The organism is Streptosporangium sp. CA-135522 (genome assembly GCF_050949235.1).
In the GTDB taxonomy this organism is placed as follows: Bacteria; Actinomycetota; Actinomycetes; order Streptosporangiales; family Streptosporangiaceae; genus Streptosporangium.
On sequence record NZ_CP192026.1, the window covers coordinates 1997569 to 2013156 of the forward strand.

The 15588-nt window shown below is 69.5% G+C and carries 15 protein-coding genes and 1 tRNA gene; 7 read left to right on the forward strand and 9 right to left on the reverse strand.

Going from position 1 to position 15588, the window contains the following annotated elements; all coding sequences use genetic code 11:
* The first annotated feature begins 7 nt into the window (after positions 1–7).
* Both ACQPYK_RS09660 and ACQPYK_RS09665 read left to right on the forward strand, forming a co-directional pair.
* A complete protein-coding gene (locus tag ACQPYK_RS09660; RefSeq protein WP_433253295.1) occupies positions 8–757 on the forward strand; it encodes a toxin glutamine deamidase domain-containing protein in 750 nt (249 codons plus the stop codon).
* The gene (locus ACQPYK_RS09665; protein ID WP_433253297.1) at positions 754–1023 is read left to right on the forward strand and encodes a hypothetical protein; all 270 of its coding nucleotides are present in this window, start codon (positions 754–756) and stop codon (positions 1021–1023) included. The genes ACQPYK_RS09660 and ACQPYK_RS09665 overlap by 4 nt, the downstream gene beginning before the upstream one ends.
* Positions 1024–1210: 187 nt before the next feature.
* Here the strand turns inward: ACQPYK_RS09665 and ACQPYK_RS09670 are convergent, their stop codons facing one another.
* The 4 genes from ACQPYK_RS09670 to ACQPYK_RS09685 form a co-directional block, all read right to left on the reverse strand.
* Entirely contained in the window at positions 1211–3733 is a 2523-nt protein-coding gene (locus ACQPYK_RS09670; RefSeq protein ID WP_433253299.1) for an ABC transporter permease, read from the reverse strand.
* 1 nt (position 3734) lies between these two features.
* The gene (locus tag ACQPYK_RS09675) at positions 3735–4505 is read right to left on the reverse strand and encodes an ABC transporter ATP-binding protein (protein WP_433253301.1); all 771 of its coding nucleotides are present in this window, start codon (positions 4503–4505) and stop codon (positions 3735–3737) included.
* 196 nt (positions 4506–4701) lie between these two features.
* On the reverse strand, positions 4702–5355 hold the full coding sequence (locus tag ACQPYK_RS09680; RefSeq protein ID WP_433253303.1) for a response regulator: 654 nt from the start codon (positions 5353–5355) through the stop codon (positions 4702–4704).
* A gap of 178 nt (positions 5356–5533) precedes the next feature.
* Entirely contained in the window at positions 5534–6757 is a 1224-nt protein-coding gene (locus ACQPYK_RS09685; RefSeq protein ID WP_433253305.1) for a sensor histidine kinase, read from the reverse strand.
* 461 nt (positions 6758–7218) lie between these two features.
* Between ACQPYK_RS09685 and ACQPYK_RS09690 the strand changes: the two genes are divergently transcribed.
* Positions 7219–7488 carry a hypothetical protein gene (locus ACQPYK_RS09690; protein ID WP_433253307.1) on the forward strand — a complete coding sequence of 90 codons (270 nt, stop codon included), beginning with the start codon at positions 7219–7221 and terminating at the stop codon, positions 7486–7488.
* On the opposite strand, the gene ACQPYK_RS09695 is transcribed toward ACQPYK_RS09690, so the two are convergent.
* Positions 7426–8004 carry a TetR/AcrR family transcriptional regulator gene (locus ACQPYK_RS09695; protein ID WP_433253309.1) on the reverse strand — a complete coding sequence of 193 codons (579 nt, stop codon included), beginning with the start codon at positions 8002–8004 and terminating at the stop codon, positions 7426–7428. The two genes, ACQPYK_RS09690 and ACQPYK_RS09695, sit on opposite strands and share 63 nt — an antisense overlap.
* A 69-nt stretch (positions 8005–8073) precedes the next feature.
* On the opposite strand from ACQPYK_RS09695, the gene ACQPYK_RS09700 reads away from it, so the two are divergent.
* Positions 8074–8346, forward strand: coding sequence for a hypothetical protein (locus ACQPYK_RS09700; RefSeq protein ID WP_433253311.1), 273 nt, complete (start codon positions 8074–8076; stop codon positions 8344–8346).
* Positions 8343–9536 carry an FAD-dependent monooxygenase gene (locus tag ACQPYK_RS09705; RefSeq protein ID WP_433253313.1) on the forward strand — a complete coding sequence of 398 codons (1194 nt, stop codon included), beginning with the start codon at positions 8343–8345 and terminating at the stop codon, positions 9534–9536. The genes ACQPYK_RS09700 and ACQPYK_RS09705 overlap by 4 nt, the downstream gene beginning before the upstream one ends.
* A 425-nt stretch (positions 9537–9961) precedes the next feature.
* Here the strand turns inward: ACQPYK_RS09705 and ACQPYK_RS09710 are convergent.
* Both ACQPYK_RS09710 and bcp read right to left on the reverse strand, forming a co-directional pair.
* Positions 9962–10035, reverse strand: a tRNA-Leu gene (locus ACQPYK_RS09710).
* 542 nt (positions 10036–10577) lie between these two features.
* Positions 10578–11042: a thioredoxin-dependent thiol peroxidase gene (gene bcp / locus ACQPYK_RS09715; RefSeq protein ID WP_433253315.1), complete on the reverse strand. Its 465-nt coding sequence runs from the start codon at positions 11040–11042 to the stop codon at positions 10578–10580.
* 111 nt (positions 11043–11153) lie between these two features.
* On the opposite strand from bcp, the gene ACQPYK_RS09720 reads away from it, so the two are divergent.
* The gene (locus ACQPYK_RS09720) at positions 11154–11492 is read left to right on the forward strand and encodes a DUF3618 domain-containing protein (RefSeq protein WP_433253316.1); all 339 of its coding nucleotides are present in this window, start codon (positions 11154–11156) and stop codon (positions 11490–11492) included.
* 153 nt (positions 11493–11645) lie between these two features.
* Here ACQPYK_RS09720 and ACQPYK_RS09725 read toward each other — a convergent pair whose 3' ends face one another.
* Positions 11646–12839 (reverse strand): amino acid deaminase/aldolase, encoded by a 1194-nt coding sequence (locus ACQPYK_RS09725; protein ID WP_433253318.1) that lies wholly within the window; start codon positions 12837–12839, stop codon positions 11646–11648.
* A gap of 151 nt (positions 12840–12990) precedes the next feature.
* Here ACQPYK_RS09725 and ACQPYK_RS09730 point away from each other — a divergent pair, with 151 nt between their 5' ends.
* Positions 12991–13608: a DUF6286 domain-containing protein gene (locus ACQPYK_RS09730; RefSeq protein ID WP_433253320.1), complete on the forward strand. Its 618-nt coding sequence runs from the start codon at positions 12991–12993 to the stop codon at positions 13606–13608.
* A gap of 185 nt (positions 13609–13793) precedes the next feature.
* Here the strand turns inward: ACQPYK_RS09730 and ACQPYK_RS09735 are convergent, their stop codons facing one another.
* Positions 13794–15530 carry a hypothetical protein gene (locus tag ACQPYK_RS09735; RefSeq protein WP_433253322.1) on the reverse strand — a complete coding sequence of 579 codons (1737 nt, stop codon included), beginning with the start codon at positions 15528–15530 and terminating at the stop codon, positions 13794–13796.
* Positions 15531–15588: the final 58 nt, after the last annotated feature.

Genomic DNA, 15588 nt, shown 5'->3' on the forward strand with positions numbered 1-15588 from the left:
GGGCCGCGTGACTCAGTTGTTTCTGCCCGAAGGGGTCTACAACCCCGTCGTGACCGCGGACGGGCAGCGGTGGCGTGACTTCGAGCTGGAGGCTCCGAGCTCGGTCGTGGTGGCCGCGCCGCGCGAGCCCGAACGGGTGCGCTGGGGGCCGCTGCGGCTGGAGCGGTGCCGGCCGTACGGCGTGGCCGGGGGGCTGGCCAGGCCCGACCCGCAGACCCAGGAGGACATCGAGCGGGCCGTGCCGGTGACGGAGCAGGCGATACCCCGGCGCTTTCCCGATCCACGGGGCATGTGGATCAGACTGATCAACGGGGCCGGAGCCGCCGAAGACCCGTTCCGGGCGACCAACGCGGTGGACTGCGCGCTGTCGGTGCTGTCCACCTGGTACGGCGCGCCGACGGTCGCGGCACCCCGGCGGCCGGAGTACGACCGGGTCGGCAAACCGCTGCTCACCGGTGAGGCGGGGGGAGTGGCACGGGCCGAACGGTGGCTGGGGCAGCGCTTCCAATACGTGGGGCAAGGACGCCACGCCTACGTTCCCATCGCGCAGGCGCTGCTGGCCGGGGGACACGGCGCCGCGGCGATCATCATCAACCGCTGGCCGGCCGGCGGCAGCCACGCGTGGAACGCGGTCAACTCCGGCGGCGAGGTGATCTGGATCGACGCCCAGCGGGGTCACATGGCGGTCGAACCGCCCTACGAGTCGGTGACCGGGGTCTTCTGCGTGGTGATCGACAAGGAGGGGCGCAGGCTGTGAACCTCGACCAGGCCAGGGCCATCGCCGAGGAGTACTTCAACGGGGTCCGCGGGCCGGGCTCCGCCACCGAGATCAGGATATATACCTTCAAAGAAGGCTATGTCGCCTGGTCGAAGGAGCCCGAGCCCGACGACCCCGGCGTGCTGCCCGACACCGTGGGCGGCGGCTGCGTGGTGATCGACAAGGCCACCGGCGAGGTCGTCATCCGGCCCCTGCTCAACCCCGAGACGGTGGCGGAGCAGTGGCCGGGGCGCCGCCCCCGATAGAAGGCGCCCCGGCCACCGAGGGACTCCGCTCCACCCGGGACGGAGCTCCACCCGGGACGGAGTTCAGCCCGGGACGGAGTTCAGCCCGGGATGGAGCTCGGCCCGGGACGGAGCTCAACCTCACCTCGGACTTGGGCCTGCCCCGAGGTGAGGTTCCACGAGCCTTCGAGGCTTCGTGAAACTCCGGTCAGCCGGCGGCGAGCGAGCTCACAATGGAGGCGCGCGCCGCCCTGCGGGCGGGCAGCACGGCGGCGAGCACCCCGGCCAGGCCGGACAGCGCCACGAAGGCCACGATCTGCAACACCGGAAGCTGGAACGCGACGTCGTCCGTCATCGTCTGCGCCGCCGCCCAACCGAACGTGACGCCCAGCACCACGCCGACCAGAGCGCCGATGAGCCCCAGAACCAGCGCCTCGATCGAGAGCATCCGCCGCAGCTGGGGTCGCGTCAGGCCGAGCGCCCGCAGCAACGCCGACTCCCGGGTCCGCTCGTGCACCGACAGGGACAGCGTATTGGCGATCCCCAGCAGGGAGATGAGCACCGCCAGGCCCAGCAGACCGGTGATGATCATCAGCATCATGTCGAGCGCCTCCTCGAACTCGCCCCGCACATCGGTCGAGCTGGCGACCTTCGCCGTCGGGTACGGCTGCGCCGCCGCCTCGACCACCTTGCGGGCCCGCTCGGGATCGACCCCGTCCTTGGCGTTGATCATCACCCGGCTGTCGCCGACCGCGCCGAAGTAACGCTCGAACTCCTTGTCCGGCACGGTCACCTCCGCCAGATCGGTCTCCTCCGGGTCGAAGGTGGACACGACCGTGAGCGCGACCGTGCCCGCCTTGGCCGTCCGCACCGGGATCCGGTCGCCGACCTTGAGCCGGAGATCCTTGGCGACGTAGTCGGCCACCACCGCCGTCCCCGGCCTGAGACCGTCGATCGAACCCGTGCCGAGCTTCGGCCTGAAATCCGAGGACGCGGTGAACGTTCCGACCTCGTACTTCCCGGACCCGGCCCCCTCTCCCGCCCCGGCGACCGTCTCACGGAACGCCACGATCGAGGACAGTTCCGGCCTGGTCCGCAGCTCCTCGGCCAGCGCGCGAGGCAGGACGGAATCCCGGCTCTGCGACTGGACCATGTAGTCCACCGGGAACTGCTCGTCCAGCTTGTGGGTGTAGGTCACCCGCATGGTGCCGGTCAGAACGGCGATGAGCGTCATCAGCGTCACACCCACGGTCAGCGCCACGGTCGTGGTGGCCGACCGCTTCGGATTGCGCCGCGAGTTGTCCACCGCGAGCCTGCCCGGCACCCCGAAGAGCTTGGCCGGCACCCAGCCCGCGAAGGCGCCGAGCGGCTTGACGATCACCGGGCCGAGGATCAGCACCGCGAAGAAGACGAACACGCCACCGGCCATGACCACGACGAGCGCGGCCTGACCCGCCGTCATGTTCACCCCGACCACCGTGGCACCCACCCCCGCGGCCAGGAACAGCGAAGCGAAGATCACCCGGACCAGACCCGCCCTGAAGGTGTGCTCCTCCACCTGCGTGCGCAACGCGGCGATCGGCGCCACCTTCGTCGCCGACCGAGCCGGCAACAGGGCCGCGCCCACCGTGACGACAAGACCGATGAGCATCGCCAGAGCGATCGTGCGCGGCGCGAGGGTCGCGGTCACCACGGGCAGCGGCGCACCGACCGCCTTCAACACGGCCAGCGCTCCGACGCCCAGACCGTAACCCACCAGCAGGCCCAGCACCGAGGAGAGCAGGCCGACCACGACCGACTCCAGCACGACGGAGCCGAACACCTGACCCCGCGTCGCGCCGATGCAGCGCAGCAGCGCCATCTCGCGGGTCCGCTGGGCGATGAGGATGTTGAAGGTGTTGTAGATGACCAGCGCCGCCACGAACATCGCCACCAGCCCGAACATCAGCAGCCCCAGGGTGACCATCTTGGTGTCGGCACCGTTCTGCCGGGCCATCTCATCGGCGTACTCCTTGCCGGTCCTGACCTGATAACCCCCTCCCAGGGCGGCGGCCAACGAGTCGCGCACCCTTTCCTGCGTCACCCCCTCGGCGGCCGCGACGTCGATCTCCCGGAAACCCTTCTCTCCGGTCATCTCCCGAGCCGTGCCCGCGGTGTAGCCCACCGCGCCGGTGAAGCCGAGCTCCTGGTTGAGACCGACGTCGAACAGGCCCACCAGCGTGAACTCGTGCTTGACGTCTTTGGAGTCCAGCACCGTGATGGTGTCGCCCACCTTGAAACCGCGGGTCCTGGCGGTGTTCTCGTCCAGCACGGCCTGGGTCGCGCTCCTCGGCGCGGTGCCGCTGGTGATCACGGTGCGGTTCAGCGAACCCTCGGCGATGGAGACACCGGCCGTGGGATGGTTCCCCGCGGCCTTGCCGTCCTTGCCGATCAGCGCCGAGACGCCCTGCACCAGACCCTGAGCGTCGGCCACGCCGCCGACGGCGCGGACCTTCTCCAGCACGGCGCCGGAGACGGTCGGCACCCCGTCGGCCTTCTCATCCGGCACCGGCAGCACGGCGACGTCGATCCGATCGGCCGCCGCGGAGAACTTCTGCGTGAAACCCGCGTCGATGGTGTCGGTGAGCACGAACGTGCCCGCGATGAAGCCCACCCCCAGCGTGATCGCCAGCGAGGTGAGCAGCAGGCGCAGCTTGTGCGCCCGCAGCCCGGCCAGAGTCGTCTTCAGCAACTCACGCCTCCAGCTTCATCAGCGTGTCCAGCACGCTCTGCGGCGTCGGCCCGACCAGCTCGCTGACCAGCAGACCGTCACGCAGGAAGACCACACGGTCGGCATAGGAGGCCGCGACCGGGTCGTGGGTGACCATCACGATCGTCTGCCCCAGCTCATGCACCGACGTGCGCAGAAACGACAGCACCTCGGCGCCGCTGCGCGAATCCAGGTTCCCGGTCGGCTCGTCGGCGAAGATGACCTGCGGCTTACTGATCAGGGCGCGGGCCACCGCGACCCGCTGCTGCTGACCACCCGACAGCTCGGCCGGCTTGTGACCGAGCCGCTCACGCAGACCCACGGTCTCCACGACCCGGTCGAACAGGTCCCGATCGGCCTGACGCCCGGCGATCTCCAGCGGGAGCCGGATGTTCTGCTCGGCGGTCAGCGTCGGCAGCAGGTTGAACGCCTGGAAGATGAAGCCGATCCGCTCGCGACGCAACAGGGTGAGCTGCTTGTCGCTGAGACCGGTCAACTCCACGTCCCCGATGTGAACCTGCCCCGCGCTGACCGTGTCCAGCCCGGCCAGGCAGTGCATCAACGTGGACTTACCGGACCCCGAGGGGCCCATGATCGCGGTGAAGGCACCCGTTGCGAAGGAGACGTCCACCCCCCCGAGCGCGTGCACCGCCGCATCCCCCTGGCCGTACACCTTGCTCAGGCCTCTGGCCACTACGGCGGCCGCCGCGTCCTCTCGCGTGTTCCACGCGCCGACCTCTCCGGTGATGGTCACGTCAACTCTCCTCGGCAACATGTGCGTTATGACGCAACAAACGCTATTGCCGAAGAAAACACAGGTCATCGGACTTGAGGAGGGACTCTTCCTCCACCGCAGGGCTCCCGCGAACCGATCACTGCCACTCCGGTGGCAGACCCGCCTCGGCCATTCGGCCGAGGCGACCGTCCGGCCGAGGCGACCGTCCGGCCGGCTACCCGGCCGAGTGCGGGGTCACCAGACCCGACTCGTAGGCGTACACCACCACCTGAGCCCGATCCCGCAGACCCAGCTTGGCCAGAACCCGGCCCAGATGCGTCTTGACCGTCGCCTCCGCCAGCTCCAACCGCTCGGCGATCTCGGTGTTCGACAGACCCCGGGCCACCAGCACCAGTACCTCCCGCTCCCGCGCCGTCAGCCCGGTGAGCGCCACCGGCTCCACCGCACCCGAAGAGGGAAGATGCACCGCGAAACGCTCCAGCAGCCGCCGCGTCGTGCTCGGCGCCACCACCGCGTCCCCGCTGTGCACCGAACGGATCGCACTGACCAGATCCGAAGGCGGCACGTCCTTCAGCAGAAACCCCGAGGCACCCGCCTTCAGCGCCGCGAACGCGTAGTCGTCCAGGTCGAAGGTGGTCAGGATCAGCACCCGGGGCCGTTCGGCCGCCGCGCAGATCAGCCGGGTCGCCTCCACCCCGTCCATGACCGGCATCCGCACGTCCATCAGCACGACGTCGACCTCGGCCGACCGCGCCGCCTCCACGGCCGCCGCGCCGTCACCCGCCTCCGCGACGACCTCGATGTCCGGCTGCGCGCCGAGCACCATGCGGAACCCGGCCCGCAGCAACTCCTGGTCATCGACCAGCATGACGCGGATCACCGCTCACCCACCGCCCGTCGGCCCCCGGCCATCCATCTCGTCCCGCCACGCGACCCCGTCATCCGGCCCGGCCCCGCCATACGGCCCGGCTCCGTCATCGGACCTGATCCCGCCATGCGGCCCGGCCCCGTCATCCGACCCGGCCCCGCCATCCGACCCGGCCCCGTCATGCGGCCCGGCTCCGGCCGGTCTCACCGATCGGCAACCGCGCGATCACCTGGAAACCGCCGCCCGGCCGCGGCCTGGCCTCGACACTTCCCCCGAACATGGCGACGCGCTCCCGCATGCCGACCAGACCATGCCCGCCCGGCCGGCCCAACGCCGCCGCACCGCGGCCGTCGTCGGTCACCCGCAAAAGCAGCTCGCGCACGCCGTACTCCATCTCGACCACGGCCCTGGTGTTCGGACCGCCGTGCTTGAGCGTATTGGTGAGCGCCTCCTGAACGATCCGATACACCGTCAACTGCTCCCCCTCGGGAAGCTCCTGCGGCGCGCCGGTGACCCGGAAGTCGACCGGCAGCCCGGAAGAACGCACCTGCGTCACCAACCCGTCAAGCTGCGACAGGCTCGGCTGCGGGGCATACTCCTCCGCCACCTCCCCGGCCGCCGCCTCACCCACGGCGCCCTCGGCCGCCCGCAGCACGCCGACCATCCTGCGCATCTCGGCCAACGCCTGCCGCCCGGTCGTCGAGATGGCCTGCAAGGCCTTACGAGCCTGCTCAGGATCGCTGTCGAGCGCGTAACCCGCCCCATCGGCCTGAACGATGATCACACTCACATTGTGCGCGACCACGTCGTGCAACTCGCGGGCGATCCGGGTCCGCTCGGCCGCGGCCGCCAGCCGGGCCTGCTGATCCCGCTCCCGCTCGGCCCGCTCGGCCCGCTCCTCCAGGCCCTCCAGATAACGGCGGCGGGTGTTGGCGTAGATCCCCGAGATCCATATCGCCACGACGAACACCGAGGCACTGGCGAGAGTCCCCGGATCAGGATTCGTCGTTATCTGCCCGAAAGAAAGGGCGAGCCCCAGCTCCGCCACCAGGCCCGCCGCCACAGCCCACGGCAGCGAACACAACGACGCCACCGTGTACATCGCGATGAGCACCGCCACGTTGAACGGCGTCGGCTCCACACCGAAGAGCCACTGCCCGAAACTCGCCACCGAGACGATCGTGAACACCGTCAGAGGCCGGCTCCGCCGCCACAGCAGCGGCACCACCAACACCACACCCAGCCCCAGGTAAACCCAGAAACTCAGCCCGCTCTGATAGGCGGCCGGATCCGCCGCGAACATGACGAGCGTGCCCAGGCAGGCCAGCACGAACGGAGCCAGCCACAGGACGTCCACAAGAGCCGGATGGCGCCGACTCCACGCGTGTAATCTGCCGAACACATCACCACAATACGTATCCGCAGATCACCGACCTTCCCCCTCAAGGGGGAGCTCCGCCTACGACCCAGGTCGCACAACACCTGCGGCTTACGCATCCTTTACCCCCCGTTGGGCATCATGGTTTCCGGGAGCACCCTCCGGGGTGAGTAAAGGGAGAATGTTTGTGATGGCGGATCACAACGCCGGGTCGCGCGGTGAAGAGGATGCACCGCGCGACCCGATGTCCCGCCCCACCACCCGATGACCTCACGCGGCGGCATCGTCGGACGACCCCGTCAAGCCGACTCCCGAACCGACCACCCAGGGACCGACCGACTACCTCAGCCCCCAGGACCGCGAGCTACGGCAACTACGAGTGCTGGTACGACCTGCAGTCCGCGCGAGGCTGGCGCTCCGCGCGCCACGGCGACAGCGGCGGCCCCGTATTCCAGCTCACCAGCGGATCCTCCGCCGTCCTCGCGGTGGGCACCGTGACCGGCTTCTACTTCGGCTCCGGCTTCGAAGAGCTCCTGTTCCAGGACCTCGGCACCGCCACCCGCGACTGGCCGGGCCTGACCCCGCTCACCCGACCCCGCTCACCCGACCGCACCCATCGCAACGGCGCCGGTGAAAACCGGCGCCGTTTCGCGGTCTCCGCACCGGCCGCACAGAGTGAGCAGGCCGCGGCGTCAGGACTGGGGGCGCAGGCCGTCCAGGACGACGGTGACGAAACCCTCGGCGAGCCGGCGTGACGCCTCGTCCGACCGCGCGATCGCGTACGTCACCTCGCCCAGCATCACCGTGGCGACGGCGGGGTCGATGTCGGTCCTGATCGCACCCGCGCCGCGCGCCCGGGAGACCATGTCGAGCACCGCTTGGCGCAGCGCGGCCCGCTGGACGGTCGTCGAGGGCACCTCCAGTCCTCTGAGCTGCTCACTCATGACCCAGTGGGCGGACTGGAACTCGATCAGATCGAGGAGGAAACAGCGCAGAGCCCGCTCGGGGTCGGGCTCGGACAGCGCGTCCCTGGCCCGCTGGATGAGCGGATCGAGCAGGTCCGTCACGGCGGCGTCGATGAGCGCCTCCTTGTTGCCGAAGGCCCGCACGACGGTGGCCGCTCCCAGCCCGGCCTGACGGGCGATGGCCTCGACCGTGATGGTGGCGTCCCGCTGCGCGAGAAGCGTCTTGGCGGCCTCCAGGGCGAGCTGCCGGTTGCGTACGGCGTCCGCCCGGCGTCGTTGGTCGCCGGGCGCGGCAGGGGTTGACATCTGGAACGGCCCTTCCATATCTTCAAGTGGAACATTCATTTCACTTAGTTTATGAGCCCGGGAGGGCCCATGCAAGCGCTACTCACCACCCCCGAAGCCCCCGCAGGCGTCCTGCTCGACCAAGCCCCCGACCCGGCGACACAGCCCGACGAGGCCCTCATCGAAGGCTTCCGAGCAGGAGACGGGTTCGGACCGGACCTCCCCCACCTCCTCGACCTCATCGCGACCGACCGGCTCACGCCACTCGACGGAGAGCACGCCGACCGGCACGACATCGACACGACCACCCAGCGCCTGAAGGCGGCCGACGCCCCCCGCCGGATGATCGTCGGTATGCGATGAACGAGCGAATCCTGATCTCCGGAGGCAGCATCGCCGGACTGACCCTCGCGTTCTGGCTGGCCAGATACGGCTTCCGGCCCACCGTGGTCGAGCGCGCACCCCAGCTGCGCGCAGGCGGCAACGGGGTCGACGTACGGGACCAGGCCATCGAAGTGGCCGAGCGAATGGGAATCCTGCCCCAGATCAGAGCCGCGGGAACCGACATCGCAGGCATGACATTCGTCGACGCCACCGGCCGGAGCCTGGCCCGAATGGACATGCGGTCCACGGGCGACGAGGTCGAGATCATGCGCGGAGACCTGGCGACGATCCTGCACGAGGCGACCAAGGACGGCGTCGAACACATCTTCGGCGACTCCATCCAGACACTGGAACAGGACGCCGACGGAGTGACGGCCACCTTCGAACAGGGACAGACCCGCAGGTTCGACCTGGTCGTCGGCGCCGACGGCATCCACTCCACAGTCCGCCGGCTGGCCTTCGGACCGGAGTCACGGTTCCTACGACACATGGAGCACTACTTCGCCTTCGCCGAAGCCGACCCCACCCTGGGCGAGAACCGCTGGGTCACGGCCTACAACGAACCCGGAAAAATGGTAGGAATCTACCGATCGGGCAACCACACCGGGGCAAAGGCAAACTTCATCTTCCACCGGCGCGAACCACTGACCTACGACCACCGGGACACCGAGCAACACAAACACCTACTGACCGAAGCGTTCGCGAACATGTCCTGGCAAGTGCCCGAACTACTCACCAGAGCACTCGCCGACCCCAACCTCTACTTCGACACCCTGGCCCAGGTAAGAATGCCATCCTGGTCATCAGGACGCGTGACACTGGTAGGCGACGCCGCCTACTGCGCCTCACCCGTGTCAGGCTGCGGAGCACGACTGGCCATGATCGGCGCCTACCGACTGGCAGGAGAACTCGCGGCCACGGCAGGCGACCACCAGGCCGCCTTCCGCCGATACGAAGAGGGTTTCAGAGCCCCAGTCCACCGCATGCAGCAGGTCGGCCCCAACCTCCGCCTCATGGTCCCCAAGAGCGGCATCGGCACCCGGCTGAGAAACGCCGTGGCCAGATCGCCACTGCTGGACTCCATGGCGGGAATGGAACGCATCATGCGCCCCAAAAAGACCGAGCCGCTGCCGGACTACGAGCGCGAAGCCGTACATCCCGGCCCATAGCCCACGACGGGCGGCCCGCAGAACACCACGACACGCGGCTCAACGGCCACCGCCACATCCCCGGCCCGTCACCCTCCCACCTCGCCCCACCGGCCCAGAACGATCCCGTGACCGGCCGGCCCCGGGCCTCTTCTCCGGCACGCGGCCGACCGGCCGGACTTCACCCTGACGGCTCGCCGATGTCATCCCCTACGACGAGGTCCCGTGGCGTAGTGGGTTGGCTCGTGCCCCGATCGCCAGATGTGGCGGCTTGGTCTTCGGGATTGGCCTCCCGCAGCAGTCGAATCGCTTTGCGTATCGCTGCGGATTTGGACTGGGCGAGTCTTCGATTAACGTATTGTTCTATGAACAGTGCGTCCTGAACCGGCAGAGTTACGTTGATTATTGTCGGTCCAAGCGTGCTGGATTTTTCTTTTATTTGATTGTGGGGCCGATGGGATTCGAACCCATACTGCGCGCCACCTAAAGACGCTGCCTCCTGCCGTTGGGCTACGGCCCCTCTGTTTTTTCCTGCGAAATTCTCTGTCTGAGAATGGCAGTTCGGACAGAGGAATCGCAAGTTATTTATTCTGTTGTCAAGCCAGTCGCCGTTCAGATGGTCGACGTGCAGCGTAAGCGGCACGCCTTCCCAAGTGCCCTCGATCTTACAGCTATCGCAACGGTAGGACACTCCCACTTCCTGAAGCGCCCGGCGGAGCAGGGGCGGCTTGGTCCTGGGGGACCCCGGTGGAGACACGCGGAGGACTTCCTCTGGTGGCAGGCGCCTGCCTGAGCTCCGCCCTCTGTGGTGGGCCTGGCCGAGGAAATGTGAGGTGTCGATCCCGAGGCGCTTCAGCTGGCGGCTGATGTGCGCGTGGTTGCCGCCCGCGATGGTGATGCCGAGGTGGCGGAGGACGTCGGCGATGCTGAGGGACTTCGCCGCGGCGTCGGCCAGCATCTCGGGGGTGTATTTGTACTTGGTTGGCATGCCCCAAGGATAGGTAATGGGGCCGACAATTCTTGGGGCATGCGCAAGGTGTATAAAACGGCGATAAATGGTATTTAGTCGAGGCTGAGTTCGCGGCGGAGGCGGGCCACGTGGCCGGTGGCCTTCACGTTGTAGAGGGCCTTTTCTATTTTCCCGTCGGGGTCGATGACGAAGGTGGAGCGGATGACGCCGACCGTGGTCTTGCCGTACATGGTCTTCTCGCCGTACGCGCCGTAGGCCTTGTGGACCTCCAGGCCGGGGTCGGACAGGAGGGGGAAGGTCAGGGCGTCGTGCTCGGCGAACTTGGCGAGCTTTGCGGGGGTGTCCTTGGACACGCCGAGGACCGTGATGCCGGCGGCGGTCAGGGAGGCGAGGCTGTCGCGGAAGTCGCAGGCCTGCTTGGTGCAGCCGGGGGTCATCGCGGCGGGGTAGAAGTAGAGGATGACGCGCTTGCCGCGGTAGGTGTCGAGGGACACGGTGGTGCCGTCGGCGGCGGGAAGCGTGACGTCCGGGGCGGCGTCGCCCGGCTCAAGTTTCATGTGGCTCCTCCGAGGAATCGTTCCCAGGTCAACTTACCTGGCCGCCCGAAGTGTCGTGGGAGGGCCGGACCTGACAGACTGATCAATGTCAAGGGCGATGAGAGGAGAGCCATGGCGGACACCGATCCCGCGGAGTTGGAGCGGCGAATCGAGCGGACCCGTGCGGAGTTGGCCCAGACGGTTGACGCCATCGCCGATCGGGTGAGTCCGAAGAAGGTCGCGAGGCGGACCGTCGCCAAGGCGGAGTCGAGCGCGAGGGAGTTTCTGGTCTCGGTGGGGGACCGGGTCGGCGAGGCGGTCGGGGTGGCGCCGCGGCCGGTCAAGGTGGGTGACGAGTCCGACGATCTGTGGGCGGATGAGCAGGCGGATCTGGCGCCGATTCTGATCGGTGTGGGAGCGATGCTGGCGGTCACCGCGATGGTCATGCTCTGGCGGCGCCGGCGGCGTTGACCGGCCGGGCGGGTGTCCGCCCGGCCGTGTGGCCGTGGTCGGCGGGGAGGCCGGCGTCGGGGGCCGGAGATCGAAGGCCGGTGGAGGCCGCAGACCGGAGGGTCGGAGGCCGGGGCTCGGAGGTCGAAGGCCGGAGGCCGGAGGCCGGGGAGGTCACAGGAAGGTGTGGCCTTCGCCGCGGTAGGTGGGGACCTCCTCCACGATCTCGTCGCCGTCGATGAGGTGCAGGCCGGCGAAGCGTTCGCAGAGTTCGCCGGCTTTGGCGTGGCGGAACCAGACGCGGTCGCCGACGCGTAGGTCTTCGGCGGTCTGGCCGAGGAGGGGGGTCTGGACTTCGCCGGCGCCTTCGTCGGGGTCGTAGCGTAGCCCGCACGGCAGGTAGGGCTGGGGGAGGCGGTCGGGGCCGGGGGCGCCGGAGGCGAGGTAGCCGCCGCCGAGGACGGTGACGACGCCGGGGGCGGGGCGTCGGACGACGGGTAGGGCGAACAGGGCGGCGGGGCGGCCGGTGAAGCCGCGGTAGAAGTCGAACAGGCGGGGGTGGAAGAAGCCGGATCCGGCGGCGACTTCGGTGATGGCCTTTTCGCGGACGGTCTTTTCGATGCTGCCGGTGCCGCCGCCGTTGACGAATTCCAGGTCGGTGATCTGGGTGACGGCTTGGACGATGCGGCCTCTGCGTGTGATGAGTTCGCGTTGTGAGCGGGCCTGCATGAGGCGGATGGCCCGGGTGAGGACGGGGTTGCCGGGTGGGGCGTCGCCGACTCCGGCGATCTGGGCTTCGTAGGCCATCAGGCCGACGAGGCGGAAGCCGGGGCGTTTGGCGACGTCGGCGGCGAGGTCGGCGGCCTGGTCGGCTTCGCGTATGGGGGAGCGGCGGGCGCCGGCTCGGAGTTTGCCGCCGAGGGTGACGAAGCCGGCGTCGATGTCGAGGCATATCCGGATCTCGTGGCGGTCGCGGACGTCGGCGACGGCGGCTTCGATGAAGTCGAGGTGTTCGGTCCGGTCGGCCATCAGGGTGATCTCTTGGGCCGCGCGGGTGTCGGTGGCCAGTGCGGCGAGTGCGGCGCGGTCGGCGGTGGGGTAGGCGAGGAGGATGTCGCGCAGTCCGGTGGAGGCCAGCCAGAGGGCTTCGGGCAGGGTGAAGGCCATGATGCCGGTGAAGCCGTCCATGGTGAGGATGCGTTCCAGGACGGGCCGGGATCTGATCGATTTGCTGGCGATTCTGATGGGTTTGCCGCCGGCTCGTCGGGTCATGCCGGTGGCGTTGGAGCGTAGGGCTGCCAGGTCGAGCACGGCGAAGGGGGGATCCAGATGCGCGGTGGCCCGGTCGTAGCGCTGGCGGTCATCCATGACGGCAGGATAACCCGATCCAGCCGAATGTGAGTATTGTTCATGTTGATCGTCCGGCGGTAAATTCTCCTGCCAGGGGGACTCCAAGATCGTGCAAGTGGCCGGTCAGACCTCACCCGGGATGCCGCGGCCGCGTAAACCTGTCCGGGTGATGAGCACTCTCCAGGACATCCTGTCGAGCACGGGGGGTACGGCCGGCGGGGAGAACCTGCAGGCGGTCCGTCGCCGGTCGCTGCGGTTGCTGAGGCCGGGCAGGACCCCGGCCGGCGTGCTGGTCGCCCTGACGGCGTCCGTCTCGCTGTCCGTCGCGACCGGAGTGGCGGCGGGCCTGCTGACGGGCTCGGCGTTCGGGCGGATGCCGTACCGGCAGTTCGCCGCCTGGGTCGGTGAGGCGAAGTGGTCCGATCACCTGTCGCTCGCCCTGTCGCTGGTCGTGGTGATGGCCGGGGCGCTGTTGCTCGGGCTGGCCGTGCTGCCGGGCCGGACCCGGCTGGTGCCGCTGGAGTCCGCCGATCCCCGGATGGTGATGGGGATGACCAGGGCCGGGCTGCGTCGCACGCTGCGGGAGGCGGCTCAGTCGGTCAACGACGTGGACAGGGCGCGGGTGCGGCTGGGCCGGCGCAATGTCGAGATCACGGTGGTCGGCGACACCGACCGGACCGGTCTGCTGCTGCGTCAGGTCGGCGCGGCGGTGGGGGACCGGATGGCGAGTCTGGGTGCGGTGTGCGGCGGCGAGGTCGTGGTGCGGCTGCGCAGGCGGGGGATCTGATGAAGGCGTACATGGGCAACCGGATCGGCCTGGCCGTCGTCGGGACGGTGCTGACCGGGGCCGGGACCTACGGGTTCCTGCGCGGGCGGGGAAAGCTTCCCCAGCCGAGGGAGGCTCGGATTCTGAGCCGGACGCTTCCCGACTATCTGGCCGGGCATGCCTGGGTGGGCTGGCTGGCCGCGTTGCTACTGATGGCGCTGGCGCTCCTGGCGATCCGCTGGCTGCTGGGCGCCCTGGGATGGGGCCGGTGGGGGAGCCGTAGCGGCAGCGGGACCGCGATGCTGGGGGTCGCGCTTAAAGAAGTCGAAGGGCTCCGGCGCATCCAGGTCAGGTCGGTGGGGGGTGACCGGCTGCGGATCGGGGTGAGCTGCGGGCCAGAGGCGGACGTCGCCAAACTCGTGGCGCGGCTGAACAAGGACGCGGTCGGCAAGGTTCGCAGGACGGTAGGCGACGAGGGGCTCGGGGCGGTCGTCCGGCTGCACGTCCGGCGCCGCTGACGGGTCCGCCGCTGACAGGTCCGCCGCCGGCGCGTCCGGGGCCGCCGGGTGTCGCCGTACGCCGAAGGCCAGTCCGGCGGCCAGGCACGCCAGCGGTAGGGCGGGCACCACGTAGCGGTGGTCGAAGGCCGCGATGAAGGGCGGCAGGGCCACCAGCACGGTCGCGGCGGCCCACGGCATCAGTACGGCGCCGCCGAGCCGACGCAGGCGCAGCAGGACGCCGGCGAGGCCGGTCAGCAGGATCGCGGCGACGAACGGGCCGCGCAGGAAGCCCTGCTCCTGGTAGGCGCGCAGCCAGCCGGCGTAGGGTTCGACGAGGGTGGGCGCGCCGGAGGCGCCCTGGTAGGCGAGGGTCAGCTCCTCGGCGGTCCTGCCCTGGGAGGCGGCTCCCTTGGGGAAGGGCTTGGCGGTGTCGGGGAAGACGTAGGCGCTCTGCGGCCCGGGGGTGGGGTAGACCCTGCGGGTCCAGTCGAAGACGTGGGCCACGTCGGTCAGGCCCGCCCGGAGGAAGTCCAGGGGTTGTGCCTTGATGGCCTGGACGGCGAAGTCTCCGGCGAGCTTGTCGCGCTGGGCCCAGGTTCCCTTGATCTTGTTGAGTGGTGAGGCGCCGTCCCAGATGTAGACCGGAGGCGGTTTGCGCTCGCTCACCGGGTCGACCGGGCAGAGCGCGGCCTCCGGCCCGGCGGGCTTGATCTTCGCGCAGTCGGCGAAGGTCATCGTGCGCGCCCACAGGAAGGCGTTGCCGCGGGTCAGCCCGTAGGTGCCGTACTCGGCTCCGAACCAGGCGGCGTAGGCGCCCAGGCCGATCGCGGCGGCCAGCGCGGTGGAGACGGCGGCCTTCCAGCCGGCGCGGCCGATCAGCAGGCAGACCAGCACGACGGCGATCAGGGGCAGCCCGATCGTGCGGGTGACGGTCGCCGCGGCCAGCAGGAACCCGGCGAGCAGCGCGGCCCATACCGGTGGCCGCCGTCGCCACAGCAGCAGCGTGATCGCCAGGACCGTGAGGAACTCCATCAGCAGGTCGGCCATCACGAGGTGTTCGAGCTGGATCTGGTGGACGTCCAGCAGCACCGGCAGGGCGGCGAGCGTCGCGCCCCATCCGGGCAGCCCGCCCCGGCGGCGCAGCAGGAGGTAGACGCAGGCGGCCGTGGTCAGCCCGAGCAGGTGCTGGAGCACGGTCACGGCCTGGACGCTGGACAGGGGCTGCAGCGTCCACAGGAACAGGGAGTAGCCCGAGGGGCGTGACTCCAGGGGGCGGGGGTCAAGCCCGGCGTTGAGGTAGACGAAGGAGTCGGCCCAGAACCACAGGGCGGGCCGGTAGCCGAGCACGGCCAGGGTTCTGAGCGCGGCGCCGGCGAGCAGGGCGGCCAGGAAGAGCCGGTGCGTGCGGAGGAAACGACTCGCCGGGCGTGCTCCCCCTGACACCGCTACCTCCCGAGTCTGCGCGACAAGGCCACCCAGCATAGGCGCGGGACCGGGGGAT